Here is a 25,521-nt window from a genome sequence, read left to right on the forward strand (position 1 = left end):
CTCCGTACCCCGGCGGGACCGCGTCCGCGTGGCTCCGCCGGGGTGCGGCGGGCCCGGCCACGGCGCACGCTGGGTACGAGACGCGGCCGGGTCCGGAACGACGGCGGGTCCCCGGGCGACCGTGTCCGGCGGCCCCGCCGTCCGGGCGCCGGACACTCCCAGCACCCGAACCGGAGACAGCCCATGAAGGACCTCACATTCGAGCAGAAGCGCCCCGTGTCACGCCTCGAAGCCGCCGAACAGCTCATGGAGCTCGCGACGGCCCTGAAGGAGGGCGGGGAGGTCGAGTGGAACATCGGCCACGGCACGCTGAGCCTGCGCGTTCCCGACGAGCTCCACAGCGAGATCGAGGTCGAGATCGGGGAGGGCAGGGTCGAGCTGGAGATCGAACTGGAGTGGTCGACCGCCCGGCACCGCCCGGCGCCGCCGAAGCCCCCGGCGGGAGCGGAGGAGAAGGAGGCGAAGACGGCGCGGCGCAAGAGCGTCTCCCCCAAGCCCAAGCCCAAGCGCGCCTCCACCTCCACCTCCACCGGCACCGGCACCGGCACCCGCAGGGCCGCCTCCGCGAAGCGTTCCGCCGCGACGTCCTGACCCGGCACGCGGGTGCGCGCACGACTCCCCGGTGTTGCAATGGGAGGCGACGCGCCACCCGGCCGGAGGCACGGGGCCGCAGGGCCCGTCGCGCGTCCGGGACGGACCACCACCCGACGAGGAGCCGCCATGAGCGTCGATGACACGTCCGACGACACGCCCGAGATGGGCCCCGTCGACTACCTGGTCCTGGAGTTCCCCGGCAACCGGATGACCGGGGAGGGGCTGGCCCATCTGCTCGACCTGGTCGACCGGCACGTCATCCGCGTCCTCGACCTGGCCTTCGTGCGCAAGGACGCGGACGGCTCCGTCGTCGCGCTGGAGATCGCCGACCTCGACGGCGACGGAGAGCTCGACCTCGCCGTCTTCGACGGGGCGTCCTCCGGCCTGCTCGACGAGGACGACCTGCGGGAGGCCGCGGCCGCCGTCGAACCGGACAGCTCGGCCGGCGTCATCGTGTACGAGAACCTGTGGGCCGCGCCCCTGGCGGCGGCGCTGCGGCGCGGCGGCGCCCGCATGGTCGCGGGCGGGAGGATTCCCGCCGATGACCTCCTGGCGTCCCTGGAGGCCGTCGAAGCCGAGGCGGGCCTCTCCTCCTGACGGCCCCTCCCCTCCCCCTCACTCTCCTTTCCTCCCTCCGACCACAAGGAGCTCCGCCATGCCCGGACTTCTGCGCGGCGTCGCCCGCACCGCGGTCATCTCGGGTACGGCCACCGCCGTGTCCAACCGCGTCTCCCGCCGTCAGGCCGGCCGCTGGGCGCGGCAGGAAGAGGAGTACGCCCCCCAGCAGAGTTACGCGGCGGCGGCGCCGTCTCCGCCTCCGGCCGCGACGCCGATGGACGCCAAGATCTCCCAGCTCCAGCAGCTCGGTCAGCTCAAGGACCAGGGAGTGCTGAGCGCGGAGGAGTTCGAAGCGCAGAAGAGCCGCATCCTCGCGTCCTGAACCGGAGGAGGCCGGATGCCGGACCATGCCGACGGTCCCGTCCGTCCCGGGGTGCGGGAACGGCGTCGGCGCGCCACGTCGTTCCGGCGGCCCGGGCGCGCCGTGCGCAGGGACCTGTCGCAACTGCTGTGCGCGGTCGCCGGTCTGGGTCTCGGACTGCTGGCCCCGCTGGTCACCGGGGGCCCTCGGGTGGACGCGGGCCGGGTGGTCAGCGTGCTGTTCACCCTGGGTTTCGGCGTCATCAGCCTGGTGAGCATCATCTATTCGGTGCTGTTCCTGGTCGTGCAGTTCTCCGCGAGCACGTTCACCCCGCGTCTCGGCCTGTTCCGTCACGAACCGGTGGTCTGGCGGACGTTCGCCTTCACGATCGGTCTCTTCGTCTTCTGCATCACCTCGGGCCTGGCCATCGGCTCCCGGGAGAGCGTCTCCGTCTTCGTCCCGTGCGCGGCCGTGCTGCTCACCCTGATCGCGCTCGGCCTGATGCGGACCCTGCAGATGAGGGCGTTCGACTCGATCCAGCTCGGCCACTCGCTCAGCGCGATCGCCACCCGCGCACACCGCCTGTACGACGGCCTGTACGTCCACCCGTACGCACCGCCCGGAACGGACACCACCGCCGATACGCCCACGCGTACGCGTACGCGTACGGGCACGGGTACGGAGGTGCGCTGGACGGGACCGCCGGCCGTGCTGCAGGGCATCGACGTGCCCGCCCTCCTGGACGCCGCCCGGGAGCACGACCTCTCGGTCGTCTTCCGCGTCGCGCCCGGCACCACCCTGGCGGAGGGCACGGTGATCGCCCGGGTGACCGGGGACGGGGCACGGGCGGCGCGCGTTCCCGGGTTCCTGTCGACGGGGGTGGAGCGCGCCTTCGACCAGGACCCCGAACTGCCCTTCCGGCTCCTCGCCGACATCGCCCTGCGCGCCCTGTCCCCCGCGGTGAACGATCCGGCCACGGCGGTGGAGGTGCTGGACCGCCTGGAGGACCTGCTGGTCCGCCTCGCCGGCCGGGACCTGGCCGTCGGCCGGTTCCACGACTCCGCCGGACGGCTCCGGGTGAGCGTTCCCGTCCCGGGCTGGGAGCGCTACGTCCGGACCGCCGTCGACGACGTCCTCTTCGCCGCCACCGGGTCCCCGATGGCGCTGCGCAGGACCCGCGACCTCCTGCGCACGCTGCTGGAGCGGGCCCCGGAGGAGCGGCGGGCCGTCGTGCTCGACCGGTTCCGGTGGGCCGAGCGGACCGGCGCGGAGGCGTACCCGCTCGTCTGGAAGGACGGGCCCGGAGCGGGCCGGGAGGGCCCCTCCTGAGGGCACCCGCATGGCACTCCCGGACGAGGGAGCCGAGAATGGGAGGGCCGGACGGGATCTTCCCGGCGGGCCGGACGGGAAGGTCCCGGAGCCGCTCCCGGAGCACGGCAGGGACCCAGGTGATACGCATGTGTCGATGGCTCGCGTACTCGGGCACGTCCGTACTGCTCGACACCATCCTGTACAAGCCCGCGCACTCCCTGATCGACCAGAGCCTGCACTCCAGGCTCGGCGTGGAGACGACCAACGGCGACGGGTTCGGCGTCGGCTGGTACACGCAGGGCGTCGACTCCCCGGCGCTCTTCCGGGAGATCGGCCCCGCCTGGAGCAACCGCAACCTGCGGGAGCTGGCCGACCACGTCAGCTCGCCGCTGTTCTTCGCGCACATCAGGGCGTCGACCGGGACGGCGGTGCAGCAGTCGAACTGCCACCCGTTCCGGCACGGCCGCTGGATGTTCATGCACAACGGCGCGGTCGAAGGGTTCCACCGCCTGCGCCGCGATCTCACGCTGCTCGTCGACCCGGCCCTGTACGCGGACCTCGAAGGGACGACGGACTCCGAGGTCATGTTCTACCTGGCCCTCACCTTCGGCCTCGACGAGGACCCGCCCGCCGCCGTCGCCCGGATGGCGGGGGTGGTGGAGCGCGTCGGCCGCGAGCACGGGGTGGAGTTCCCCCTGCAGATGACGCTCGCCGTCACCGACGGCGAGCGCCTCTGGTTCTTCCGCTACTCCAGCGAGCGCGCCTCCCGGTCCCTCTTCCACAGCAGCCAGGTGGAGGCCCTGCGCAGACTGCACCCCGACGTCACGTTCCTGCGCGACGTCTCGGAGGAGACCCGCCTCGTCGTCTCCGAACCCCTGGGCGACCTGCCCGGCGCCTGGAACGAGGTCCCGGAGAGCAGCTACGGCGTCGTCCAGCCGGGCGGCGACGAACTGCACCCCTTCGTCCCGACGCCGGCGTGAAAAAGGGGGCGGCGGCCGCGCGCCCGTCGCCGCGTCACCAGCTCATGAACCCGTAGCGGTTCAGGCGCGAGCGGGCCTTGGCCTCGGTGATGCCGAGCCCCTCCGCGACGGCCTCGTCCGGGACGTCCTCGAAGGCGATCCGGCGGGCGGCGTACGGGCCGATCGACGCGGCCATGGCCTCCAGTTCGCCCACCACCCGCAGCGCGGCGAGCGGGTTCTCGTCGTCGATCTCGGACAGGCGCTCGCGGAGTCGGCTCAGCAGGGCGGCCACGTCCCCGGGCAGCGGGACCATGCGGGCCGCGACCTCGTCCATGTGCCGTTCCCAGTCACCCTCCGGACCGGAGGTGTCGTACTCCTCGGGGTGGCGGCGGTCGACCAGGTCCCCGTCGATCGGATAGTCGGCCTCGCCGCGCCATCCGCAGGCGCACTTCCCGCGCATCCGGGCCGCCACGGGCGCCCGCAGGGTGCCGTCGTAGACCGGCCAGGCGGTGGACTCGTGGACGTGACTGCCGCTGCCGGTGTCGAAGAACACCGGGCCGGGCTCGGTCCCGTCCTCCAGCAGGACCCCGACCGCTCCCTCGTGGCCGTCCGCCCCGTACCTCTCCCACATACCGCTCCCCTTCCGCACCGGTTCCGACGAAGCAGACCGCCTTCGGGTACGCCGCGTCCCACGATGCCGAGGAGCGGGAGGCCCGCGCAGCAGAACGCGGCATATTCCACAGGCGAAGGGAGCGCGCTCCGGTGACGCGCGCCGTCCGGGACGTCGACCGGCCCGTCTCGCGGGCGGGCGAGGTGACACATTTCCACAGCTCGGTGGCCTCTTCTGGTCGGAGGAGGGTGGGGTGGGCGGGAGCCGCCGGGCCGAACGGGCGGCGGTCCGGGGCCGGATCGGCCGGCGTGTCGCGGGAGGACCGTCCGCTTCCTCGTTCCGCGGAAGTAAGCGGAATTCATTCGTCCGCAACATAGAAAAGTTTTACCTATATAGGATCTTGCATGGAAAGTTCCTTGACCTGGCAATGAAACTCGTCCCTGAGGAGCCTGCCTTGCCCCTGAAATCATCCGACGTCACGGTCACGGCTCAGCGTTCGACTCTTCCCCCGGTCGAGGTCCACAAGGCCGCCGCGGATCAGGTGCTCCTGACCGGCGCGACGAGGACGGGGAACGACCGCTTCACGGTCGCCGCGCTCTGGCCGGGCGACCACCCGCTCTACCATCCCGATCCGCGCGGCTTCGGTGACCCGACCTTCGTGGTGGAGTCGGTGCGCCAGGCCGCCATCCATCTCAGCCACCGCTTCCACGGCATGGACCATTCGGGCGACCGGGTGATGGTGATGAACCGCATCGAGGTCGACGTGGCGCCCCCGGGCCTGCCCCACGCGGGCGAGCGGGCGCTCCCGGTGGTCATGGAGATCACCAGCACCCGGACGGAGAGCCGTCCGTCCCGCGTCGACATGGCGCTGGAGGCCGAGATCCACGTCGAGGGCGTGCGCCACGCGCGGGCCTCGGTGCGCTGGATCGCCCTTCCGTCCCGGCAGTACGCGGTGCTGCGCCGCCGCAACGGCACGGCGGGAGAAGCCGGTTCTCCCCCGCTCGGCGCGCCGCCCGGCAGAAGGCTCGCCCCGGAGGAGGTCGGGCGGCGGCAGGCGCGCGACGTGCTGCTCGCCGCGGCGGACGGGCTGCCGGCGAACTCCTGGCTGCTGACCATGAACCGGTCGCACCCGGTCCTCTTCGACCACGAGTCGGACCACATACAGGGGATGGTGCTGCTCGAAGCCCTGCTCCAGGCGGCACGTGTGACGCGCCGCCGGTCGTCGGGGACGACCGTCCACCGGGACGCGAACGTCGCCGCCCCCCGTTTCGCCGTGGACTACGCGCGGTTCGGCGAGTTCGACCGGCCGGTGGTCGTCACCGCCGGGCGCGGCACGAGCCCCGAGGAGGGGCTCGTCCTCACCGCCGTCCAGGGGGACCGCACGCTGGTCCGGGCCGTGCTCGCGGACGACGAGTTCCAGGAGGCGCTGCCGTGCTGAACGCCACCCCGCCCGCACAAGTGCCCCGGGAATCGGGGGAGTCGCCGCTCGATCCGGCGGCGGTCGCGCCGGTCGCCGCCCGCTGGGCCGCCCGCGTCGAGGAGGAGCGCCGGCTGACGGCCGAGGTCGCCGGGGCGCTGTCCCGGGCGGGCTTCGCACGGCACTTCGTGCCCGAGCGCTGGGGCGGCGGCGCGGGCACCTTCGGCCACCTCCTGGACGCCTCGGCCGAACTGGCCGAGACCTGTGCCTCCACCGCCTGGTGCGCCACCCTGTTCGCCGCGCACGGGCGGCTGGCCGCGTATCTGCCCGAGGAGGGCCGGCGCGACCTCTGGGGCGCGTCGCCGGACGTCCGCGTCGCGGCCGCGGTGGTGCCGCCGAGCGGCAGCGCGGCCGCCGTGGACGGCGGCTGGCGGCTCGACGGGAGCTGGGGGTACGCGAGCGGGGTGGCCCACGCGGACTGGGTGCTGCTCGGCAGCTGGACTCCGGGAGCCGTGGAGGGCACGCGGGACCACCGGGTCTTCGCGGTCCCGCGCGCCGACGTGGAGGTGCGGCACACCTGGCGGTCCCTGGGGCTGCGGGGCACCGGCAGCGACACGGTCGCCGCCGACGGGGTGTTCGTGCCCGCGCACCGCTCCTTCACCGTCGCCGATCTGGCGACGCCGCTTCCCGGCGCGGCCCGCTGCCACGGCGTGCCGTATCCGATGGTGGCGGCCCTGATGTTCGCGGCGCCCGCGCTCGGCGCGGCCCGTGCCGCCCGGTCGGCCTGGACCGCCCGGGTACCGGGCCGTTCTCCCCGGCGCCTCCGCGCGTTCGCCGCCGCCTCGTCGGAGATCCACGCCGCCGGGCTCCTCCTGGCCGACGTGGCCCGCAGGGCGGACGGAACGGAGCCGGTGACACCGCTGGCCGCGGCGGAGTGCCGGCGGGACGCGACGGCCGCGGCGGCGCTGTGCGCGCAGGCCGTCGACGTGCTCTTCCGGGCCGCCGGGGCGGGCGGCCTCATGGACGACCATCCGCTGCGGCGCCCCTGGCAGGACGTCCTCGCCGTCACGGCCCACGCGGCCCTCGACCCGGAGACGGCGGCCGAGGACTACGCCCGCCTGGCCCTGGGCACTCCCGCATGACGGCCCCGACCGGACCGGGCGCGTCCGCCGGGCTTTCCGCGTCCGCCGGGCTTTCCGCGTCCGGTGGCGGCGGGCGTGCGGTGGCGTTCTTCGACGTGGACGAGACGCTGATCCCGGCCAAGAGCATGGTCGCCTTCTGGAGGTGGTGGGCGGCCCGGGAGCCCGGACTGTTGCCGTCGATCGACGCGCTGCTCGCGAGGGACCGCGAGGAGGGCCGGCGGGCCGAGGTGAACCGGGAGTACTACCGGGCCTTCGCCGGGATTCCCGTCACGGAGTTCCTGGCGGCCGGCCGCCGGTGGTACGCGGAGTACCGCACCGGACCGGACGCGTTCGTCACCGCCGCCCTGGCCGCCCTGCACGAGCACCGCGCCGCCGGCCACGCCGTGGTGCTGGTCTCCGGGTCGCACCGGGCGTGCCTGGAGCAACTGGCCGGGGAGCTCGGCGCGGAGCGGCTGCTGTGCACCGAGCAGGACGTCGGCCCGGACGGGCGCCTCACCGGCGGCGTCGTCCGGTCGATGATCGGCGAGGCGAAGGTCGCGGCCGCGCGCGCGTTCCTGGCACGGAGCGGGATCCCGGCCCGGGAGTGCTTCGCCTACGGCGACCACTCCAGCGACCTCCCCCTGCTGACCGGGGTGGGCCGGGCCGGGGTCGTCGGCGAGGATCCCGTCCTGCTGGAGCACGCCGAACGGCTCGGCTGGAGGCGCCTGTCGGCTCGTACGGGCCCCTGGTTACCGGGCGGGGGGTGACGCCCGGCCCCGGTCCGGACACGGGTGGTCAGGCGTCGACAACAGGCTGTGTTCGATCTTACATTCGAGCCGACAGCCCGTGTCGTCGTCATCGATGGGTTACGCTCGCTCGGTCCGCGCACGAGGGGGGATCAGATGGTGAACCGACATGCCGCGTCCTGCGGAACGAAGGAGTTCACCGCCCCAGGGTCACGCCGTCGGCCGGCCGCCTTCGACCTGGACGAACTCTTCGCGGCGGCGCAGCTCCAGCGCACCGAGCCGAGCTCCCTCTCCCCTTGCTTCGTCCCTGCCTACCAGCGGCTCGCCGAGGCGCTCACCGAGGAGGCCGCGCTGACGCCGGCCGGGGTGGATGTCGCCCGCCGGCGGCTCGTGTCCGCCCTCGGCAACCAGATCAAGGTCCGCGAGCTGGTCGAGGCCCATGCCGTCGACCCCGAACTCTACGGCGACGACGCGGTGTTCGTCCTGGGACTGCCCGGCACCGGCCTCTACCGGCTCCAGCGCCTGCTGAACCAGCACTCCGCGTTCAACATCCCCTCCCTCTGGGAGATCCTGTCCCCCTCCGCGGAGTGGCACCCCTGGCAGGCGGCGGGCGCCTCCGACGACCCCTTCGAGCGCGCCCTCTGGTCGCACCTGGGCCAGTGCGACGGGTTCAGGCCGCCCGACCTCGGCGCCCCCTACGGGGACCACCTGCTCCTGACGTACGCGTTCCACACCTTCTCGGCCGCGCTGGAGTACCGGATCCCGTCCTACTCCCGCTGGCTCCACGCCCAGGACACCACCACCGCCTACGAGTTCCACCGCTACGCGCTCGCGGTGATCCTGCAGCGGGTGAGCGGCGGCACGCCGCTCCTCGTCAACGAGTTCCACTCGCTCCAGCTGCCCTCGCTCTTCGCCTCGTACCCGACCGCCCGGGTCATCAGGGTGCACCGCGACCCGCTGGAGTCCCTCTCCAACGTGGTCGGGGTCAGCACGACCCGCCGCCGCGCCTGGTCGACGCGGGTGGACCCGGTCGAGGCCACCTCCGAGTGGGCCGGGCAGCTGGGCGCCGCGATGAGCGTGCCGAGCTGGTCCGACCCGGCGCCGCCCGGGGCGGCGGTCCTGGACGTCACCCACGCCGAGGTGCTGCAGACCCCGCTGCTGACCGTCCGCCGCATCTGCGAGTTCGCGGGGGTCCCCCTGCCCGGCGGGATAGAACGCCGGGTCCTGGAGCAGGTCAGCCAGTTCGAGGGGACGCTGGAGGAACGCCACTTCGCCCGTCCCGACGAGACGACGCTGCCCGAGGACTTCCGCGCCCTGCGGGCCGCGTACTGTCGGCGGTGGGGCCTTTCCTCCTGTTGACCGGCGGCGGAGGGGGCGATCGCGCCGTTCTCCGCGATCGGCATATTCTTGCGCGGAGAAAACATTAATGTATGACTCTGCATCTGTTAAGGTCGCGTTACGGGGATTGCATATCGTCATGTGATTCTCGTGCCGCCGAGGCGGGGTGAGGCTGGAGGGTTGAGCCATGGTGCGGACGTCCCGCGGAAACAGGTCGGCGTCGGACGGCGACACGGAGTCGGACATCGGTCCCACGGCGGACCGCGACGCCACGCAGGACCCCACCCTCGACGTCTGGTGGCAGCTCTCGCGGCTCTCCGGATACGTCTCGCAGATCCTGGAGCGCAAGCTGATGCGCTCCCACGGCATCGGGCTCACCGACTTCATCGCCCTGAGCACGATCCGGCAGGCCGCCCCCAAGGCGCTCCAGATGCAGGAGCTCGCCGACGAGATGGGCGTCAACCAGTCGACGCTGAGCCGGGTCGCGGCCCGGCTGGAGCGCAGCGAGCTGGTCGAGCGCGGGCACAGCGAGCACGACCGGCGCTGCATCGTCATCCGGCTCACCGACGCCGGCCACCGGGAGCTCGAGCACTACACCGAGACCTTCAGCCGCGAGCTCCACACGGCCTTCGAGATGGCTGCGCTCTCGCCCGCGCTCTCCCCGCTCCTCACCCGCATCCTGCCGGAGCGGTAGGCCCCGCCCCGGCGGGCGGGACCCCGCCCGCCGGGACCGGCCGCGCGGTCCGGAGGGATCAGAAGAGCAGGACCACCTTGCCGCTCAGGCCGCCGGCCTCGAAGCGCTCGTGCGCGGCGCGCACCTCCGCCACCGGGTGGTACGCGGCCACCCGCACCCGCAGCCGGCCGGCGTCCACCAGCTCCACCAGGGCGGCGAGGTCCTTGGCGCTCTCCTGGACGTAGCTCTTGGTGGCACCCGGCACGTCCGGCAGCGGGTCGTCGGAGACGGAGACGTAGCGGCCGCCCTCGACGAGCGCCGCCGTGACGTCCACGCCCGCCGTGTCGAACACCGCGTCGTACGCCCGCTCCGGCAGATCGGTCACCAGGTCCGTGACGGTCCCGGCGCCCAGCTCCCGTACCGGCTCGACGTGTTCCGGCCGGGAGACCAGGCCGTCGACCTCCACTCCGGACTGCCGGGCGAGCTGGACGGCGAGGCCGCCCACCGCGCCCGCGGCGCCCGTGACGAGCAGACGGTCGCCCGGCTTGAGCCGCAGCTTGTCGAGCGCCTGTACGGCGGTGGTTCCGGCGAGCGGGAGCGTGGCGGCCTCCACCAGCGAGAGGCTCTTCGGCGCGGGGGTCACCAGGTGCTCGGGAAGGGCGACGAGCTCGGCCCAGGTGCCGCGCCCGGTGGCGACCTGCGCCGACATCGCGACGACCCGGTCGCCCACGGCGAACTCCGGGGACCCGCTGGCGACGACGACGCCCGCCAGGTCCCAGCCCAGGGTCGCCGGGAGCACGGGGCCCACGTCCCAGGCCCGGGTCTTCCAGTCGACCGGGTTGAGGCTGCTCGCGACGGTGCGCACCAGGACCTGGCCCTCACCGCACTGCGGGTCCGGCACCTCCCGGACGACGAGGGCCTCGGGTCCGCCGTGGACATCGATCTGTACCGCACGCATGACAGGAACTCCTTGTGGTTCTCTCGGGGATCTCTGGGGGATCAGACGGTGGTGGGGGCGGGGGAGGTCGCGGCCGTACCGGCCTCGGGGGCCTCGCCCTTCGCGGACTTGGACTTCCGGGGCAGCGCGTAGACGGAGATGGCGAGGCCGAGGGCGCTGAGCACCGCGCCGGCCAGTCCGGTCCAGCGCAGCGCGCCCGCCGCGACGATGACGCCTCCGACGGCCGAGCCCATGGCGGTGGCCAGCTGGAAGGCGCCTACGTTGACGGAGACGGCCAGCGTCGGCGCCTCCTGGGCGTGCCGCAGGATCAGGCCCTGGAGGGGGGCGATGGTCGCGGTGGCCAGCAGGCCCAGCAGCAGGACGGCGAGGACGGCGGTCGGCTTCCACGTCACGGCGAAGGGGGTGCAGGCGAGCAGCAGGGCCAGTGCGGCGAAGACGCCGCGCAGGGTGGCCGCCGGGGCCCGGTCGGTGAGCCGTCCCGCGATGATGTTGCCGAGGAAGCTGCCCGCGCCGTAGGCGAGCAGCAGCACGGAGACGACGAACGCGGCGAAGCCGGTGACCTCGGTGAGCAGGGGCGCGATGTAGGTGAAGACGGTGGCGACGCCGGCGAAGCCGACCGCGGTGGTGGCGATGGCGAGCAGCACCGGGCGCTGTGCCATGACCCGGATCTCGGCGCGGGCGCCGGCCGACTCGGCGGCCTGGCGCGGCAGGACGGCCGCGAGGAGCGCGGTGCCGAGCAGCGTCAGGACGGTGAGGACGACGAAGGGCGTGCGCCAGTTGGTCCGCTCGCCGAGCAGCGCGCCCAGCGGGACGCCGAGGAGGGTGGCCACGGTCAGGCCCGAGACGACGGCGGCGGTCGCCCGGCCCACCTTCTCCTCCGGGACGACCTTGCTGGCGACCACCAGGGAGAGGGCGAAGAACGCGGCGTGGCTGAAGGACGACAGGACGCGGCCGAGCAGCAGCACCTCGTACGAACCGGCGAAGGCGCTGACCGCGCTGCCCACCGCGAAGAGCAGCATCAGCGAGAGCGCGAGGCCCTTGCGGGGCATCCGCGCGGTCAGCAGGGTCACCACGGGGCCGCCGACGACCACGCCGAGGCCGTACGCGGTGACGGTCTGTCCTGCGGCCCCCACCGAGACCCCGAGGTCTCCGGCCACCTGGGGAAGGAGGCCGGCGATGAGGTACTCGGAGGTTCCGACCACGAAGACGGAGACGCACAGCGCGGTGAGGATCACGGAGCTTTTTCTCATGGGGAGACGTTAAAGTCTGACATCAGTGTGAGAGTCAAGCGAGCGAGGAGGCCGATCCATGCGCATGGGAGAGATGGCGCGTCAGACGGGCGTGAGCGAGCGCCTGTTGCGCTACTACGAGGAGCAGGGCCTGCTCAGCCCCACCCGGCTGCCCAACGGCTACCGCGTCTACTGCGAGAAGGACGTCGAGACGGTGCGGCGCGTGCGTACGCTGCTCACCGCGGGGCTGACGACGGAGACGATCGCGAGGGTGCTCCCCTGCGTCCGCACGGAGAACGAGGAGCTCGTGCCGGTGTGCCCGGACCTGGTGGCCCAGCTGCGGCAGGAGCGGGAGCGGATCACCCGGGCCATCGACGAGCTGCGGTCCTCGCGGGGCATCCTGGACCGGGTCATCGACGCGCAGCCGCAGCGGGCGGCGCTCCAGTCGGCCTGAACCGCCGCCCCGGAGGGGCGCTTCCCGATGTGACCCCGTACGCGTCCGCGCGTGCGGGGTCACCAGCCGCCCGGGGCCGTACGGCGGATCTCGGGAAGCGCGGCGTCCAGCACGGCGGGGAACCAGGCCGAGAAGGGCGTCCGGGCACGCAGGTCCGCCAGTTCGGCGGCGTCGACGAGGGCCGTCTCGTGGACCTCGGCCGGATCTGGTGCGGGAGTGCCGGTGAGGGCGCCGACGAAGAGGTGGTTGTACTCGTGCTCCACGAGCCCCGAGGCCTCGTCGCCGTAACGGTAGAGGACGGTCCCGGCCGGCCGGAGCCCGTCCGGCCGGATTCCGAGCTCCTCGGCGGTGCGGCGGGCGGCCGCCCGCGCCGGGTCCTCCCCGGGGTGGGGGTGGCCGCAGCAGCTGTTGGACCACACACCCGCCCAGTGGTACTTGGTCAGGGCCCGGCGCTGGAGCAGCAGTCGGCCGTCCGGGGCGAGCAGGAACACGGAGAAGGCCCGGTGGAGCGTGCCGGGGAAGGCGTGGGCGCTCAGCTTCTCCGCGCTGCCGGTGGTCTCTCCGTCCGGGGTCACCAGCTCCAGCATGACGGGGGCGGGGACCGTGGCGGTGCTCACGCGCCCGCCGGGACGACGCCCACGGTGACGGTGTTGCCCTCGCTGATGTAGCCGTGCGGCCGGCGCAGCGGGTGGGACGCCCCGTCCGGGTCGAGGAAGGGCTCCCAGTCGCCGGGGAACCCCGTGTCGACCGCCTGTCGGGCGATGCTGGCGCACGCGCGCGTGTAGAAGCCCAGGGCCGCCGGTTCCAGCGGGGCGTGGTGCTCGATCAGCATCGTCTGCTGCCGCACCGACGCCAGCCCGGCCCCGTCGAACGCTCCGTGCAGCCGGCGGGTGCGCAGCAGTTGGCGCGCGTAGCCGGGGGTGCGGGCGGCGTGCCGGAAGAAGTCCGTGAACAGGAAGGGGTCCCCCGGGCGCACGGTGATGAGCGAGGCGTCCAGGTCCTTGACGGCCACGATCCCTCCCGGCCTGACGACGCGGCGGAACTCCCCCAGGGCGCGGGCGAGTTCGTCGTCGTCGAGGTACTGGGTGGTGTTGGCACACCAGACGGCGTCGAAGGAGTCGTCCGCGTAGGGAAGGTCGAGCACGTCGCCCTGCCGGACGTCGAAGGCGCAGAAGGAGCGGCTCGCGCGCATCCGTTCGGCGGCGAGCGCCGCGTTCTCCTCGGCGAGGTCGATCGCGGACACCCGGCCGTCGGGACCGACCAGGTCGGACAGCCAGGGCAGGAAGGCGCCGCTGCCGCAGCCCGCGTCGAGGACGTGCCAGCCGGAGCGGACGCCCACCTGGTCCAGGGCCGCCTGGTACTGCGGCGCGCACGCGGCGAAGTGCGCGTCGATGATCTCCTCGTGGGTGAAGCCGAGGCCGGTCGATGCCGCGTGCCCCCAGGCCGCGTGGTCCTTCGTCAGCATGTTTCCTCCCTGGTCCGGTCCGCCGTGGCGGCGGTGGCGGCGGCGTCGAGCAGTGCGGTGAGGAGGCCGGTGATCCGGTCCGGTGCCTCCAGCGGCTGGAGGTGGCCCGCGTCCGGCACGGTGACGAGCCGTCCGCGCGGCAGGGCGTCGCACGTGCTCGCCGCCTCCCGCGCGGTGACGAGTTCGTCCTCCGCCCCGGTGACGACGAGGGCGGGCACGTCGGTGGCGCGCAGGACGGACGTGGAGTCCGGGCGCGCCGCGATGGCGCGCTGGGCCCAGGCCACCGCCTCGGGCGCGGCGGCCGTCGCCATCGCCAGGACCTCGTCCACCAGGTCGGGACGGCGGGCCCGGGTGCCGGAGCCGAGGAGCGAGGGGGTGGTGCGGCTCACCACCTGGTCGCGGAGCGTCTCGTCGAGCATCAGGTCGGCGAACCTCCGGCGTTCGGCCGCCGTCTCCGGCGTGTCCGCGGCGGCCCGGGTGGCGAGCAGGGCGAGGGCGCGGACCCGGCCGGGGTGGCGGCGCAGGAAGGCCATCGCCGTGTAGCCGCCCATCGAGCACCCGGCGAGCGCCACCTCCCGGATGCCGCGCTCGTCGAGGAGGGCGGCGAGGTCGTCGGCCACGGTGTCGAGGGAGGGCGGCTCGGTGCCCAGCGGGACGGCGCCGAAACCGCGCTGGTCGGGCGTCAGGACGGTGTGGCCCCGGGCGCGCAGCGCCTCCGCCTGGGTCCTCCACATGGCGGAGCCGAGGGGCAGGGCGTGCAGCAGGACGACGGGGAGCGCGCCGGGCCGTGCGGGGGTCATCGCCGGGCCTGCCGTTCGGCGTCGGCGAGGAGGGCGGCGGCGGGCGGCGGGAGTTCCGCGTCGCGCAGCCGGGCCAGGGCGACGGGGGCGGGCGGCAGGTCGTGGACGGGCACGGCCCTGATGTGGGGCGGCAGCACGGCTTCGAGCGACGCGAACGACACGTGGACGGCCCGCGTGGCAGTGAGGACCTCGACCATGCCCTCCACCGTGGTCATCGGGTGGACGCGGCGGATCGGGGTGCCGCGGGGGGTGTGCGGCGGCACCACCAGGTCCCAGACGTACGGGGGGAAGTCTCCGGGGCAGGAGAAGGAGTCGTAGGGGGCGGCCTCCTCGATCGAGACCGAGGCGCGGTCCGCGAGGGGGTGGTCGGCACCGACGATCAGCGCGCGGTCGTCGAAGGCCACCGGGTCGCCGACGGCGATGTCCGGCTCCCGGAGGACGTACTTGACGATCATGACGTCCACGGCGCCCTCCCGCAGCGGGCGGAACGGCTCGGCCACGTCGTAGGGGACGAACTCCACCTCCTCCGGGCGGTGGCCGGCGGCCCTGATGATGCGGGTGGCGAGGTGCGGGGCGCCGTGGATGCCGAGGCGGACGGGGCGCGCGGCGGTCCGGGGACCGGCCCCGTCGAGCGTGGCGGTGGGCGGGGTGTCGGGCATGGTCAGCTCTCCTCGGTGAGTCCGGCGTAGGCGCGGAGTCCGCTGGGGGCGTGGGGGTCGGCGTCGACGCGCAGGGCGGCGAACGGGACGGTCGTCCCGGTCAGTCGGGGGACGGGGCGCAGGGTCAGCCGGTCGCCGGGGGCGATCAGTCCGTCCAGGACCGCCTCGACGACGAGGTGGTTCACCTGCACCAGCAGTTCGGAGACGGTGACCCGGGCCGTGGCGACGTACAGGTCGCGGTGGACGGGCGGGCGGACCGTGCCGTCCGGGGCCGGCACCTCGACGGTCACGGGGGTCCACGCGGAGAGCTCCCGGGTGCCGCTGAACGTCTTGAGGATGCGGCGCAGGGCGGTGGTGGCCGCGCCGGGGGCGGGCCCGCACCAGGCGGTGGAGCCGTCCTCGGCCACGTGGTCGAAGGCGAACCGCTCGGTGAGGTTGCCCGGCCGGCCGGCGAGGAAGACGGTGCGGGTGAAGGCCCGCCGCCACGGCTCGGCGCGCTCCCGCGGTACGGACAGCGCGAAGCGGCAGGTCTCGGCCACCCATTCGGGGAGGCGGAAGCGGTCCACGACGACGACGGCCAGGACGCCTCCGGCGGGGTCGTCCTCCTCGGCGGCCAGGGCGGCCCGGGCGTCCAGGAGGCCGTGGAGGGCGGTCAGGTCGAAGCGCGCGGCCAGATCGGGCCGGGCGTCGCGCAGCCGTCCGGCGGCGACGGCGAGCAGCCGTTCGGGGCCGAGCCGGTCGGTCCGGGTCCGGAGCGGGTTCCCGGACCGCGCTCCGGGCCCGCCGTGCGCGCGCAGGGCGCGGAGGGAGTGGAGGGTGCTGAGGTTCATGGCGACACCGTGGTGAGCAGGGAGCGGGCCGGGGCCGGACCGCGCCGGTTCAGCAGGGACGAGGTGAGCCGGTAGGGGTCGACGTGGGTGTGTCCGCGCCGGTGCCGCCGGAGCAGTGCCGACAGGTCGTCGGGGTCCGCGTCCGGCTCCCGTCCGGCCCGGTGCAGCAGTTGTTCGGCGCGGGTCACGCTCTTGCGCAGCAGGTCGTGCCGGAAGGACTCCTGCTGCCCGGGTCCGAGGGCGGCGATGAAGTACAGCCTCATGCCGAGCCGGAGCGCCGCCGGATCGGCGTCGGCGAGGGAGCGCAGCAGGGCGTCCACGGTGTGGTCGTGCCAGCCGCCGTGCCGGGCGGAGGTGATGGTCCCGTCGATGGGCACCCGGCCGATGGGCACCCGGTGCACGGTGGGGCCCTTGTGGGCCAGGACGCGTTCCAGGAGCCGGTAGTCGGGGTCGAGTTCCCGGTCGTACAGGACGACGACCTCGTCGTACCGGGGGGCGAGCGGCAGGAGCTCGCGCAGGGCGCAGGCGAGGTAGTTGGGGCGTCCGTCGGCGGTGACGATCCGCCGCAGGGGAAGGCCGTACCGGGTGGCGTCGAGGTACACCGGGCCGCCCACGTCCCGCTGGTCGATGGCCAGCCCGTCCGCGAGCAGGTCCCCGATCATCTCCTCCAGGCCGAATTCCGGGGGCTGGTGCGCGAGCAGTCCGGGGTCGTGCAGGCCGAGCCGCTCGTAGTGCCCGGCCCACAGCCGCAGCACGCGCGCGCCGGCCGGGTGGACGAAGCCGTCGCTCTCGACGGCCTCCCGATAGGGGCGCAGGTCGTCGGCGGTGACGGTCCGTTCCTCGGCGCGGTGGCGGACGTACAGCTCTCCGATGTCCGTCTCCGACAGGTTCGCGTAGTCGGCGTCCCCCACGGTCCGGTCGAGGAACTCCCAGAATCCCAGGGTCTGTTCGGTGGGGTGGTACGTGGTGTGGCTGTAGCGGAACGTGACGTCGGCGGACGGCTTCGTGGCCCGGTGCATCACGTCCGCCCAGAGCAGCCCCTTGAGGTGGCTGGGCGTCAGCGGCTTGGACGGGGTGACCGTGACCGGGGCCAGCAGCACCCTGCGGCGCGCGCCGGCCGGCCGTTCACCGGCCGCCCGTTCGCTTGCGGGTCGTTCACCGGCGGGGCGTCCACCGGCCGCCCGTACGGCCGTCGTCGGCGTGGCGGCCATCAGTTCCGCTCCCCCGGGCTCAGGGCGGCCAGCAGCTCCGCGCGGGTCGGGGGCCGGAGTCCCGCCGGGACGGCGGCGCCGTCGGCGCGGGCGAGGCGCACCCGCTCCCTGAAGGCGGCCGAGTCGAAGACCTCCGCGGGCGTGTTCAGGCCCATCAGGACGCGGGTCAGCCCCCGCCACACCGCGGTGTCGCCGGCGGCGGCCCCCGCGATCTCGGCCAGGGCGGGACGGCCGGGCGCGGCGGGCGGCACTGGCGGGGATGGAGCGCCCTCGACGCGGGACCGCCACAGCCGGGCGCGCGCCCGGCTGTCGTGGACGGCCTGCTCGAACCAGGGGCGGTGGACGTCCTCGGCGAGCCGTACGGCCCGCTCGCTCTGCTCCGCTCCCGGCTCCGGGTGCGCCCGGAGCAGCTCCGCCAGCGCGAAGGCGTGCCGGAGGGCGAGCGACATGCCCCGTCCGTACAGCGGGTCGGTGACGCAGGCGGCGTCGCCGACGGGGAACAGGCCGGCCACCCGCCACCGGCCGGGGCGGGCGGTGGAGCGCAGGACGTTGGGGGGCATGGTGATGGCCCGTACGCCCGTCAGAGGGGTCACGAGCCGCTCGTCCGTCCACGGCGCCACGTGGGGCGACAGCCGGGCGGCGGCGGTGAAGCCGGCGGTGGTGCGCAGGAGGTTCGTCGCCGGGTCGGCGGTCGGCGCCCCGACGGCGATCGCGAAGGTGCGGTTGTCGGCGAGGTGGACGACGGCGGCGTAGTGGTCCCAGATGCCGCCGGCGGCGTTGCCCCGGTTCAGCGGTCCGGGCAGCGCGTCGCCGGGTGCGTCCAGCCGGTAGAAGCGGGTGAAGCCGCGCAGCTCGGTGGGGGCCGTCAGGTCTTCGCCCACGGGCGTTCCGGCGTCCGTCAGCCAGGAGAGGGAGGAGGCCCGGCGGCCCGTGGCGTCCACCACGAACCGCGCGGGCAGCCGCTCGCCGAGGTCGGTCACGACGCCCGTGACGCGGGACCGGGACGGGTCGAGGAGCAGGCCGCGCACCGTCGTCCCGTGGTCGAGGGTGACGCCCGGCAGGTCGCGCACCGCGCGGTACAGCAGCAGTTCGAGGAACGTACGGCGTACGGCGAGGGCCACGAGGTCGTCGTCGCCCGGCTCGCGCGGCCCGGCGGGCGCCGCCTCCGTCAGGTCCAGGAGCCGCGCGCCTTCCGCGAGGGCGTTCTCCAGGAGCCGCGGGGCGTGCTCGCGCAGGACGCGGACGCCGAGCGAGGTGAGGATGTGCGAGTGGACGCTCTGCGGGGTGGTGGGGCGCTCCCAGAGCTCGGCGGCCTTGGCCGGCGGGCCCTCCGGGGGCGGGTCGGACCGCTCCAGGACCCGTACCGGGATGCCGCGTTCGGCGAGGGCCAGGGCGGTGGCGAGTCCCGCGATGCTGCCGCCCGCGACGACCGCGGGAGCGGTGGAGGTCTCCGGAGCGGTCAACGCCGCCGCCCGTGGACGAAGAAGACCCGGCGCACGTCCTTGACGTCGCGCGGCGGTACCGGGTCGGGCCAGCGCCCGAAGTCGGCGCCGGGCTCGCCGGGCTGGACGGCGGTGACGTCGAATCCGTACCGGTCGAAGAGCGCCTCGGGCTCGTCGCTGCCGAAGAGCCAGGGGCAGCCCCAGCCCGCGAAGACGTCGAGCAGCCCGCGCATGTGGGGCAGCGTCAGCGCGGCCGCGTTGACGAGGTCGGCCGCGACGCGGCTGCCGGGCGCGGAGACGGCGGCCACGCGCTCCAACATGCGGTGCGTGTCGGCTTCCGGGATGTAGTAGAGCAGTCCTTCGAGCAGCCAGGTGGACGGCAGCGCGGGGTCGTACCCGCTGTCCACGAGCCGGCTCTCCCAGTCGTCGTCAGTGAGGTCGACGGCCACGGAGCGGTGTGCCACCCGGGGGGCGACGCCCCGGAGCCGGTCGGCCTTGAACTCCAGGACGGCGGGCCGGTCGACCTCGAAGTAGCGGATGTGGGCGGGCCATTCCATCCGGTAGGCGCGGGAGTCCATGCCGGAGGGCGCGAGGACGATCTGCGTCATCTCCGGGTCCTGCGCGGCGCCGTGCAGGAAGTCGTCGAAGAAGCGGGTGCGGATGGCGTTGTAGTCCGGGGTGCTGGGCAGCGAGCGGGGCCGGTCGGGCGGGAACGTCGCGGCCCGCACCTCGGCCAGCAGCTCGGGTCCGGCGTCGCCGCAGAGGCGGGCGGCGTACGGGTCCTCGTAGAGCCGGTCCTCCCGCCGGGTCTCGGCGGACCGGAGCGCCGCGGTGAGCAGGGCTGTCCGCTCCACCGGGTTGAGCAGTTCGGTCATCGGGGCTCTCCTTGGGCGTGCGTGTGGGCGTGGGTGTGGGTGTCGGGCGTGTTCGGGGGCCGTCCCCGGGCGCCGGGCGGCGCGTCGGGGGCGGCTCGCGGGGTCCGGCCGCCGTCAGGCGGTGCCCGTCAGCCGGCGCCAGAGGGTGGTGTCCTGGCGGAACAGGCGGTCCTTGACCTGGGTGGGGCGGATGCCGGTGGCCACCGCGGCGTGCCAGTCCCGCTGGAAGGCGTCCCGGTCGAGGAGGAGGAGCGCCGGGGCCGCCAGGCGGCGGTCGGTGCGGGCCCTGGCGTAGTCGGCGGACTCCCGCGTCAGGGCCTCGTCCAGGAGGGTGGTGAAGCGGCCCGCCTCGGCGTCCTGCCAGGGGGTGGCCGGGGAGACGGCGAAGACGTAGTGCGGTGCGCTCGCCCCGGAGGTGCGCTCGGTCCGGCAGGCGACGTTGACGAGGTCGAGGCCGGTGGCGTCGAGCGCGCCGCGCAGGGCCCGTACGACCTGGGACTCGCGCAGCCGCTCCCCGGCCGCGTCGGACCGGTTGGCACGGCCCGCGTAGGAGACCCGGGGGACGCCGCCGGGCATGTCCACGACCCGTACGACGTCGCCCACGGCGTACCGGTAGAGGCCGCCGACGTGGCTGAAGAGCACGTGGTACTCGCGTCCCGCCTCCAGCTCGTGCGGCAGCAGCGTCTCGACGTCGGGCGTGAGGTCGGCGTCGGCGTCCACGAACTCGTACGCGGAGGCGGTGACGACCAGGCTGCCCGCCGAGCCGTGCCGGTCCAGCGGCACCCCGACCGGCCCCTCGGACGCCGCCACCGGGGCCGGAAGGGCCGCGACCCCGGCGCCGAAGCGGTGGCGCAGGGTCGGCAGGTAGAGGGAGGCGACGCCGGTCGTCCAGCCGAACAGGGCCCGGATCCTCGGCCACACCCGGGCCGGGGAGAGGGTGCCGAAGTAGTCGGCCAGCCGCTCCAGTTCGGCGGCGCGCGCCGGGTCCGGGTCGCCGTGCGGCACACCGCCCAGCGTCCCGTCGCGGACCTCCTTGACGATCCGCTCCCCCCACAGGCCGAGCTGGTACGGCACGGCCGCGATCATCGCCGGGTTGATGCCGATCAGACAGCGCACGTCGCTCTGGACGGCGAGCCTCAGCCGCAGGTAGGCCTTCTCCAGGTGGTCGTCGGGGGCGACGTCCACGGGCAGGGTGCCCCAGGGCGCGGCGGTGCCCAGCTCGGCCGAGAGAGGTTCGCCGAACTTGGCGCCGAAGTCCACCTGGCTGGCGCCGACGTGGGGCCGGCCGCCGGACGTGGTGGGCGGGGCGGCCAGCGGGTCGTGCTTGAGGTTGAGGACGGCGTCGGGCCGGTGCGCGACGTCGGGGTGGTTCTCGACGAGCGGGGCCCAGGCCGCGTAGTAGAAGGGGAAGAACGTGGTGCGCATGAAGCGCGGGGTGACCGGGATCTTCTTGTGGGCGCCGGTGCTTCCGCTGCTGGTGAAGTAGACGACCGGCTGGTCGGCCGAGAGGAGGTTCGGCTCGCCGGCCGCCATCCGCTCGATGAGCGGGGCGTGGGCGGCGTAGTCCTGTACGGGGACGGCCTTGCGGAAGTCGTCGATGTCGCGTATCCGGCCGAAGTCGTGCCGCTTGCCGAACTCGGTGCCGGAGTTGAAGTCGAGCAGGTCGGTGAGGACGTCGTGCTGCCGTCCCCGCATGTCGCCGAGGGCGGCGGCGAGCCGGGCGCGTTCGGCGAAGACCCGCTCGCGGTAGCGCTCGGCGTGCCCGGGGGCCGCCCAGCCGGTCGCGTCGCCCGTCCCGGCGGGCACGGTGTCCGCGGTCACGGGGCGATCACCTCCACCACGGCGTCGGCGGCCCTGGCCGCGCTCGGCTGTTCCCCGATGATCGTCACGGGCACGTCCCGCACCTCTTCCAGCATCAGTTTGCGAAGGCTCGTCTGGTAGCTCTCGAAGCCCAGCCACTCGGGGCGCTCGCCGAAGTACTCCAGCGGGTTGAGCCGCGCGCCGTCGCCCGAGCGCCGCCAGGCGGACGCGGGCGAGACGTCGAGGTAGACGACCGCGCGGGGCTTCGGGAAGGAGCGCCACCAGGTGTACATGGGGTTGTTCCGCATCCCCGCCAGCCGGCACTTCGCGAGGATCTTGTAGTAGTAGGAGTCCACGAGCAGCGGTCCGTCGTCCTCGTGCCGCTCCAGTTCGTCCCTGAGGTGGACCACGGCGGTCTGCAGGACGCTGGCCAGGAAGTCGGCGGAGTAGCGGGTGCCGAGGTGCGGCAGGACGTCGTCGACGACGTGCCGGCGCAGCGCGCCGACGAGGTCGTGCCCGGGGCCGAGGAGGTCGTGGTCGGTGGAGAGGATCCGCCAGCCGGGCAGCCGGGCGGCGACCTCGGTCATGACCGAGGACTTGCCCGCGCCGTCCGGGCCGAGCAGGACGTGGAACGGCCGGTGGGCGTCAGTCACGGACGGCCTCCCCGCCCGCTCCGGCGAGCGCCCCTCCGGTCACCTCGACGACCGCGCAGGTCCAGACGAACCCGGCACCCACGCCCACCAGGAGGACCCGGTCGCCCGTGTCGATCCGGCCGGTCTCCAGCAGGTGGCTCAGGCCCGCGAACTGGTCGCCGGGGCCGAGGTGCCCGATCCCGAGCCCGTACTCCAGGAGCGTGCGCTTCTCGGGGACGCCGAGCGGGCCGATGCACTGCTTGTGCGCGAGGTCGGCCCCGAAGAAGGGCACCACGACGGCCGCCATGTCGGCGACGTCGCACTCCGCGTCCTCCGTGCAGCGCTTGACCGCCGTGAGCATCCCCGCCTCGTTGCGGGCGATGGTCTCGGCGAGCGGCGTGCCCTCCAGGAAGACCCGCTTGCGCGCCACCAGGTCGAGCGGCGCCGCCGGATCGGCGGGCGGGTGGTGGAGGTCGTCGCCCCGGTGCAGGCCTTCGAGGGAGGGCTCGGAGTGGGTCGCGGTGGCCACGAGCCGCAGTCGGCCCGGGGTCCGCGAGAGCACCGCGGCGGTGCCCCCGTCGCCGAAGACCAGTCCCCGGTCGGCCGTCCACCGGGGGAAGCGCGGTTCGGCGAACCGGTCCGCGGTGGTGAGCAGCGCCGCGGTGACCTCGGGCACGGCGCTCAGGTGGGCGGCGGCCAGTTCGAGCGCGGCCATGCCGCCGTTGGACATCTGGCGCAGCTCGAAGGCCATGGCCTCGCCGTGGCCGAGCGCCCCGTGCTGGACGTAGGAGGCGGTGTTGGCGAAGCTGATGCCCTGGTGGAAGCATCCGGCGTGGATGAGCAGGCCGACGTCCCGGGGGTCCCGGCCCGCCCGGTCGAGTGCCAGCCGGGCCGCGTCGACCGCCAGGTCGGGGGCGGGGCGGTCGCTGACGCGGGCCGCCCGCTGTCGGCTGCGGGCGGCCTCCTCGGCGCTGAAGCGCCCTTCGGCGACCGCCCGCGCGCTGTCGACCGGTTCGCCGAGCACGGCGGCCACCGCGTCGATGTACATCCCTGACCAGCGCATGTCTTCCCCTCCGTCGCTTTGTTCCGTGCCGTGGTGGTGGGTGCGTGCGCGGGGCGGGCGGCGGGGTCGCGTCCCGCGCCCGCCCCGCGCGGGCGGATCAGGCCGCGTCGAGCACCCGGAGGGTCCCGGCGTCCGGGCCGGACCAGTCGGGGACCTCGTCCACCGTGACCACCGCGGTGGTCCAGCTGAAGCCGACGCCGACGCCGACGACGAGCACCTGGTCGCCGCGGCGGAGCTGCCCCGACTCCAGGAGGTACGTCAGCCCGGCGAACTGGTCGCCGCCGCCGATGTGGCAGGTGTGCCGGCCCCAGTCCCACACCGTGCGGTTCACGTCGATCTTGTACGGGGCGAGGAACTCCCATTCGAGGAGCTCCCGGCCGACGTTGGGGACGATGACCCGGGCGATCTGGTCCATGGACGTGTCGGCCTCGGCGAAGGTCCGCTCCGTGTTGGCCAGGAGGCCCTTCACGAGCCGTTCGACGACGAAGTCGTGGCCGACCCGCTTCATGTAGCGGCGCTTGCGCCCGCGCAGGTCCAGGGGCTTGCCGTCGGCGTGGGGCACCGGGGTGAAGCCGCGGTCGACGTCGCGGTAGGCGTCCTCCAGCTCCGGGTCGGAGGTGGAGTTGCTGGCCACGAGCCGGGCGAAGCCGGCGCCGCGGTTCAGGACGAGCGCGGTCGCGCCGTCGGCGAAGACCTGACCGCTGTCGCTGTGCCAGCGGTCGAAGCCGGGCGGGGCGTAGCGGTCGCCCGTGGTGAGGAGGGCCGCGGCGGCGCCGTCGCGGCCGTTCAGCCAGGAGGCGCCCAGCTCCAGGGCGGCCATGCCGCTGTTGGAGGCGTGGTCGACGTGGATGGCGGGTGCCGTGCCCGCGACGGTGTGCCGCTGTACGTAGGAGGCGGGAGTCCAGAAGTCCTCGCCCTGGTGGTACATGCTGGCGTGCAGGACCAGGGCGATGTCGTCGGCCGCGACGGCGCTGCGGGCCATGGCCTGCCGGCCGGCGGCGACGGCCATGTCGACCGCGCCGAGGTCGTCCGACTCCAGCGCGGACACCAGCTGGTTCTCCTCGAACTCGTCGGCCGGGTAGCGGCCTTCGTCCCGCGCCCGCTCCGCGCTCGCGGGAGCGGGGAGGTGGGTGCCGAGTCCGGCGATGTGAATGTCGTCCCAGCGCATGGGGGCCTTTCTCGAGGTCTTCGCGTGCGGGTGCGGGCACGCGGCGGGTCGGCGGAGGTGGACCGCGTCAGCGGTGGTTCCAGGACGGGCTCGGGCCGAAGCGGCGGGCGCTGGTGTGCTGCTCGTAGGGCATTCCGTCGGGCATGTTGAGGACCTCCATCTGGAGGCCCCACGGGGCGCGGAAGTAGACCCAGCGGTCGCCGTGGATGGGGCCGCCGTCCTCGATGAGCTGCGGCTCGCCGAGCACCTCGACACCGGGCACCGTGCGCAGCCAGGCCGCGGCGGCTTCGACGTCGTCCACGTAGAAGGCGAGGTGGTGGCCGCCGACGTCGCTGTTGCGCGGCGGTTCGGTGCGCTGGTCGGCGACGGTGTACTGGAAGAGCTCGACGTTGGTGACCGGGCCGAGGCGGACCATGGCGGCGTCGACCTCGATGTCCTGGGGGACGTCGAGCTGGCGGCCGCAGTAGTCGGCCTCCGCGGCGATGTCGACGCGGTAGAGCAGTTCGCCGCCGAGGACGCCGGTGAAGAAGTCGAGGGCCTGGTCCAGGTCGGGCACGGTGTAGCAGACGTGGTCGACGCCGAGGGCGGTGGGCAGGCCGGGCACCGGCAGCGACGGGTCGGCGGCGGGCCGGTAGAGGCGCGCGCCGGTCTCCTTCTCGTAGGGCGGCTCCTCGGCGACCTGCTGGAGCTCCATCTGAAGGCCCCACGGGGCGCGGAAGTAGACCCAGCGGTTGCCCGCGATCGGACCCTCGGCGATGTGCTGGACGTCGCCCTGCACGACGACGCCCGGCACGTCGCGCAGATGGGCGACGGCCCGGTCGATGTCGGCCACGCCGATGGCGAGGTGGTGGCCGCCGACGTCGCTGTTGCGCGGTAGCTCGGTGCGCTGCTCAGGGGCGGTGTACTCGAAGAGCTCGATGTTGGTGTCGCCGAGCCGCAGCAGCGCGATCCGGGCGCTGGCGCGGGGGTGGACGGCGAGCTGCCGGGTCATCCAGTCGCCGTCGTCGCGGACCGGGCCGAGGACGTAGAGCTCCTGGGCGCCGAGGACGTCGACGAAGAAGCGGACGGCCTGGTCGAGGTCGGGGACCGTGAAGGCGTGGTGGTCGACGTTCCGCGCGGTGGGTATGCCGGTGGTCTGGAGTTCCGTGGCGGCGGAGGGGGCGGGGTTCACCTGGATGCGTTCCTTACGTTGCTTCGGGGGTGCTTCGGGAAGGTGTGGGGGCTCCCGGGAGGCGTGGGGTGCTCCG

At 74.2% G+C, this 25,521-nt stretch carries 27 protein-coding genes; 11 read left to right on the forward strand and 16 right to left on the reverse strand.

Annotated elements, in window-relative coordinates; genetic code table 11:
- Positions 1–183 precede the first annotated feature (183 nt).
- The 5 genes from ACIQD7_RS29350 to ACIQD7_RS29370 all read left to right on the forward strand — a co-directional run bounded on the left by ACIQD7_RS29350 (position 184) and on the right by ACIQD7_RS29370 (position 3,804).
- Entirely contained in the window at positions 184–591 is a 408-nt protein-coding gene (locus ACIQD7_RS29350; RefSeq protein WP_402445488.1) for an amphi-Trp domain-containing protein, read from the forward strand.
- A 129-nt stretch (positions 592–720) separates the two neighbouring features.
- Entirely contained in the window at positions 721–1,191 is a 471-nt protein-coding gene (locus tag ACIQD7_RS29355) for a DUF6325 family protein (RefSeq protein ID WP_237529114.1), read from the forward strand.
- Between the two features lie 58 nt (positions 1,192–1,249).
- Positions 1,250–1,534 (forward strand): SHOCT domain-containing protein, encoded by a 285-nt coding sequence (locus ACIQD7_RS29360; RefSeq protein ID WP_402445490.1) that lies wholly within the window; start codon positions 1,250–1,252, stop codon positions 1,532–1,534.
- Between the two features lie 15 nt (positions 1,535–1,549).
- The gene (locus tag ACIQD7_RS29365) at positions 1,550–2,842 is read left to right on the forward strand and encodes a DUF2254 family protein (RefSeq protein ID WP_402445492.1); all 1,293 of its coding nucleotides are present in this window, start codon (positions 1,550–1,552) and stop codon (positions 2,840–2,842) included.
- Positions 2,843–2,970: 128 nt separating this feature from the next.
- Complete coding sequence (locus ACIQD7_RS29370) at positions 2,971–3,804, forward strand: class II glutamine amidotransferase (protein WP_402445494.1); 834 nt, start codon at positions 2,971–2,973, stop codon at positions 3,802–3,804.
- 34 nt (positions 3,805–3,838) lie between these two features.
- On the opposite strand, the gene ACIQD7_RS29375 is transcribed toward ACIQD7_RS29370, so the two are convergent.
- Positions 3,839–4,414: a hypothetical protein gene (locus ACIQD7_RS29375; protein ID WP_402445496.1), complete on the reverse strand. Its 576-nt coding sequence runs from the start codon at positions 4,412–4,414 to the stop codon at positions 3,839–3,841.
- Positions 4,415–4,847: 433 nt separating this feature from the next.
- Between ACIQD7_RS29375 and ACIQD7_RS29380 the strand changes: the two genes are divergently transcribed.
- From ACIQD7_RS29380 to ACIQD7_RS29400, 5 genes are all read left to right on the forward strand, one after another.
- Entirely contained in the window at positions 4,848–5,831 is a 984-nt protein-coding gene (locus ACIQD7_RS29380; protein WP_402445497.1) for a ScbA/BarX family gamma-butyrolactone biosynthesis protein, read from the forward strand.
- Complete coding sequence (locus ACIQD7_RS29385; protein ID WP_402445499.1) at positions 5,825–6,952, forward strand: acyl-CoA dehydrogenase family protein; 1,128 nt, start codon at positions 5,825–5,827, stop codon at positions 6,950–6,952. The genes ACIQD7_RS29380 and ACIQD7_RS29385 overlap by 7 nt, the downstream gene beginning before the upstream one ends.
- Positions 6,953–7,032: 80 nt before the next feature.
- Positions 7,033–7,698 carry an HAD family hydrolase gene (locus tag ACIQD7_RS29390; RefSeq protein WP_402445501.1) on the forward strand — a complete coding sequence of 222 codons (666 nt, stop codon included), beginning with the start codon at positions 7,033–7,035 and terminating at the stop codon, positions 7,696–7,698.
- 135 nt (positions 7,699–7,833) lie between these two features.
- The gene (locus ACIQD7_RS29395) at positions 7,834–9,036 is read left to right on the forward strand and encodes a sulfotransferase family protein (RefSeq protein WP_402445502.1); all 1,203 of its coding nucleotides are present in this window, start codon (positions 7,834–7,836) and stop codon (positions 9,034–9,036) included.
- 166 nt (positions 9,037–9,202) lie between these two features.
- Positions 9,203–9,709 carry a MarR family winged helix-turn-helix transcriptional regulator gene (locus tag ACIQD7_RS29400; RefSeq protein ID WP_402445503.1) on the forward strand — a complete coding sequence of 169 codons (507 nt, stop codon included), beginning with the start codon at positions 9,203–9,205 and terminating at the stop codon, positions 9,707–9,709.
- A gap of 58 nt (positions 9,710–9,767) precedes the next feature.
- On the opposite strand, the gene ACIQD7_RS29405 is transcribed toward ACIQD7_RS29400, so the two are convergent.
- Positions 9,768–10,646: an NADP-dependent oxidoreductase gene (locus ACIQD7_RS29405; RefSeq protein WP_402445505.1), complete on the reverse strand. Its 879-nt coding sequence runs from the start codon at positions 10,644–10,646 to the stop codon at positions 9,768–9,770.
- 41 nt (positions 10,647–10,687) lie between these two features.
- Entirely contained in the window at positions 10,688–11,896 is a 1,209-nt protein-coding gene (locus ACIQD7_RS29410) for an MFS transporter (RefSeq protein WP_402445507.1), read from the reverse strand.
- A 58-nt stretch (positions 11,897–11,954) separates the two neighbouring features.
- Between ACIQD7_RS29410 and ACIQD7_RS29415 the strand changes: the two genes are divergently transcribed.
- The gene (locus tag ACIQD7_RS29415; protein ID WP_402445509.1) at positions 11,955–12,329 is read left to right on the forward strand and encodes a MerR family transcriptional regulator; all 375 of its coding nucleotides are present in this window, start codon (positions 11,955–11,957) and stop codon (positions 12,327–12,329) included.
- Positions 12,330–12,388: 59 nt separating this feature from the next.
- Here the strand turns inward: ACIQD7_RS29415 and idi are convergent, their stop codons facing one another.
- The 13 genes from idi to ACIQD7_RS29480 all read right to left on the reverse strand — a co-directional run bounded on the left by idi (position 12,389) and on the right by ACIQD7_RS29480 (position 25,445).
- On the reverse strand, positions 12,389–12,916 hold the full coding sequence (gene idi, locus ACIQD7_RS29420; protein ID WP_402445788.1) for an isopentenyl-diphosphate Delta-isomerase: 528 nt from the start codon (positions 12,914–12,916) through the stop codon (positions 12,389–12,391).
- 26 nt (positions 12,917–12,942) lie between these two features.
- The gene (locus tag ACIQD7_RS29425; protein WP_402445511.1) at positions 12,943–13,794 is read right to left on the reverse strand and encodes a class I SAM-dependent methyltransferase; all 852 of its coding nucleotides are present in this window, start codon (positions 13,792–13,794) and stop codon (positions 12,943–12,945) included.
- Positions 13,788–14,594, reverse strand: a complete 807-nt coding sequence (locus ACIQD7_RS29430; RefSeq protein WP_402445512.1) for an alpha/beta fold hydrolase — start codon at positions 14,592–14,594, stop codon at positions 13,788–13,790. Before ACIQD7_RS29430 ends, ACIQD7_RS29425 begins: the two co-directional genes overlap by 7 nt.
- Positions 14,591–15,253 (reverse strand): LysR substrate-binding domain-containing protein, encoded by a 663-nt coding sequence (locus ACIQD7_RS29435; RefSeq protein WP_402445513.1) that lies wholly within the window; start codon positions 15,251–15,253, stop codon positions 14,591–14,593. Before ACIQD7_RS29435 ends, ACIQD7_RS29430 begins: the two co-directional genes overlap by 4 nt.
- Before the next feature lie 2 nt (positions 15,254–15,255).
- Positions 15,256–16,083, reverse strand: a complete 828-nt coding sequence (locus tag ACIQD7_RS29440; protein WP_402445515.1) for a DUF6182 family protein — start codon at positions 16,081–16,083, stop codon at positions 15,256–15,258.
- Positions 16,080–17,294, reverse strand: a complete 1,215-nt coding sequence (locus ACIQD7_RS29445; RefSeq protein WP_402445517.1) for a hypothetical protein — start codon at positions 17,292–17,294, stop codon at positions 16,080–16,082. The genes ACIQD7_RS29440 and ACIQD7_RS29445 overlap by 4 nt, the downstream gene beginning before the upstream one ends.
- Positions 17,294–18,757 (reverse strand): NAD(P)/FAD-dependent oxidoreductase, encoded by a 1,464-nt coding sequence (locus ACIQD7_RS29450; protein WP_402445518.1) that lies wholly within the window; start codon positions 18,755–18,757, stop codon positions 17,294–17,296. The genes ACIQD7_RS29445 and ACIQD7_RS29450 overlap by 1 nt, the downstream gene beginning before the upstream one ends.
- Entirely contained in the window at positions 18,754–19,611 is an 858-nt protein-coding gene (locus tag ACIQD7_RS29455) for an SAM-dependent methyltransferase (protein WP_402445520.1), read from the reverse strand. The genes ACIQD7_RS29450 and ACIQD7_RS29455 overlap by 4 nt, the downstream gene beginning before the upstream one ends.
- A gap of 114 nt (positions 19,612–19,725) precedes the next feature.
- On the reverse strand, positions 19,726–21,306 hold the full coding sequence (locus ACIQD7_RS29460) for a GH3 auxin-responsive promoter family protein (RefSeq protein ID WP_402445791.1): 1,581 nt from the start codon (positions 21,304–21,306) through the stop codon (positions 19,726–19,728).
- Positions 21,307–21,428: 122 nt separating this feature from the next.
- Positions 21,429–22,064, reverse strand: coding sequence for a hypothetical protein (locus ACIQD7_RS29465; protein WP_402445522.1), 636 nt, complete (start codon positions 22,062–22,064; stop codon positions 21,429–21,431).
- Positions 22,057–23,106, reverse strand: a complete 1,050-nt coding sequence (locus tag ACIQD7_RS29470; protein WP_402445523.1) for a ketoacyl-ACP synthase III family protein — start codon at positions 23,104–23,106, stop codon at positions 22,057–22,059. Before ACIQD7_RS29470 ends, ACIQD7_RS29465 begins: the two co-directional genes overlap by 8 nt.
- Before the next feature lie 97 nt (positions 23,107–23,203).
- Complete coding sequence (locus tag ACIQD7_RS29475; protein WP_402445524.1) at positions 23,204–24,274, reverse strand: ketoacyl-ACP synthase III family protein; 1,071 nt, start codon at positions 24,272–24,274, stop codon at positions 23,204–23,206.
- A 67-nt stretch (positions 24,275–24,341) separates the two neighbouring features.
- A complete protein-coding gene (locus ACIQD7_RS29480; protein WP_402445526.1) occupies positions 24,342–25,445 on the reverse strand; it encodes a VOC family protein in 1,104 nt (367 codons plus the stop codon).
- Positions 25,446–25,521: the final 76 nt, after the last annotated feature.

The sequence above is a fragment of the Streptomyces sp. NPDC093071 genome, from assembly GCF_044754545.1.
Lineage (GTDB): Bacteria > Actinomycetota > Actinomycetes > Streptomycetales > Streptomycetaceae > Streptomyces.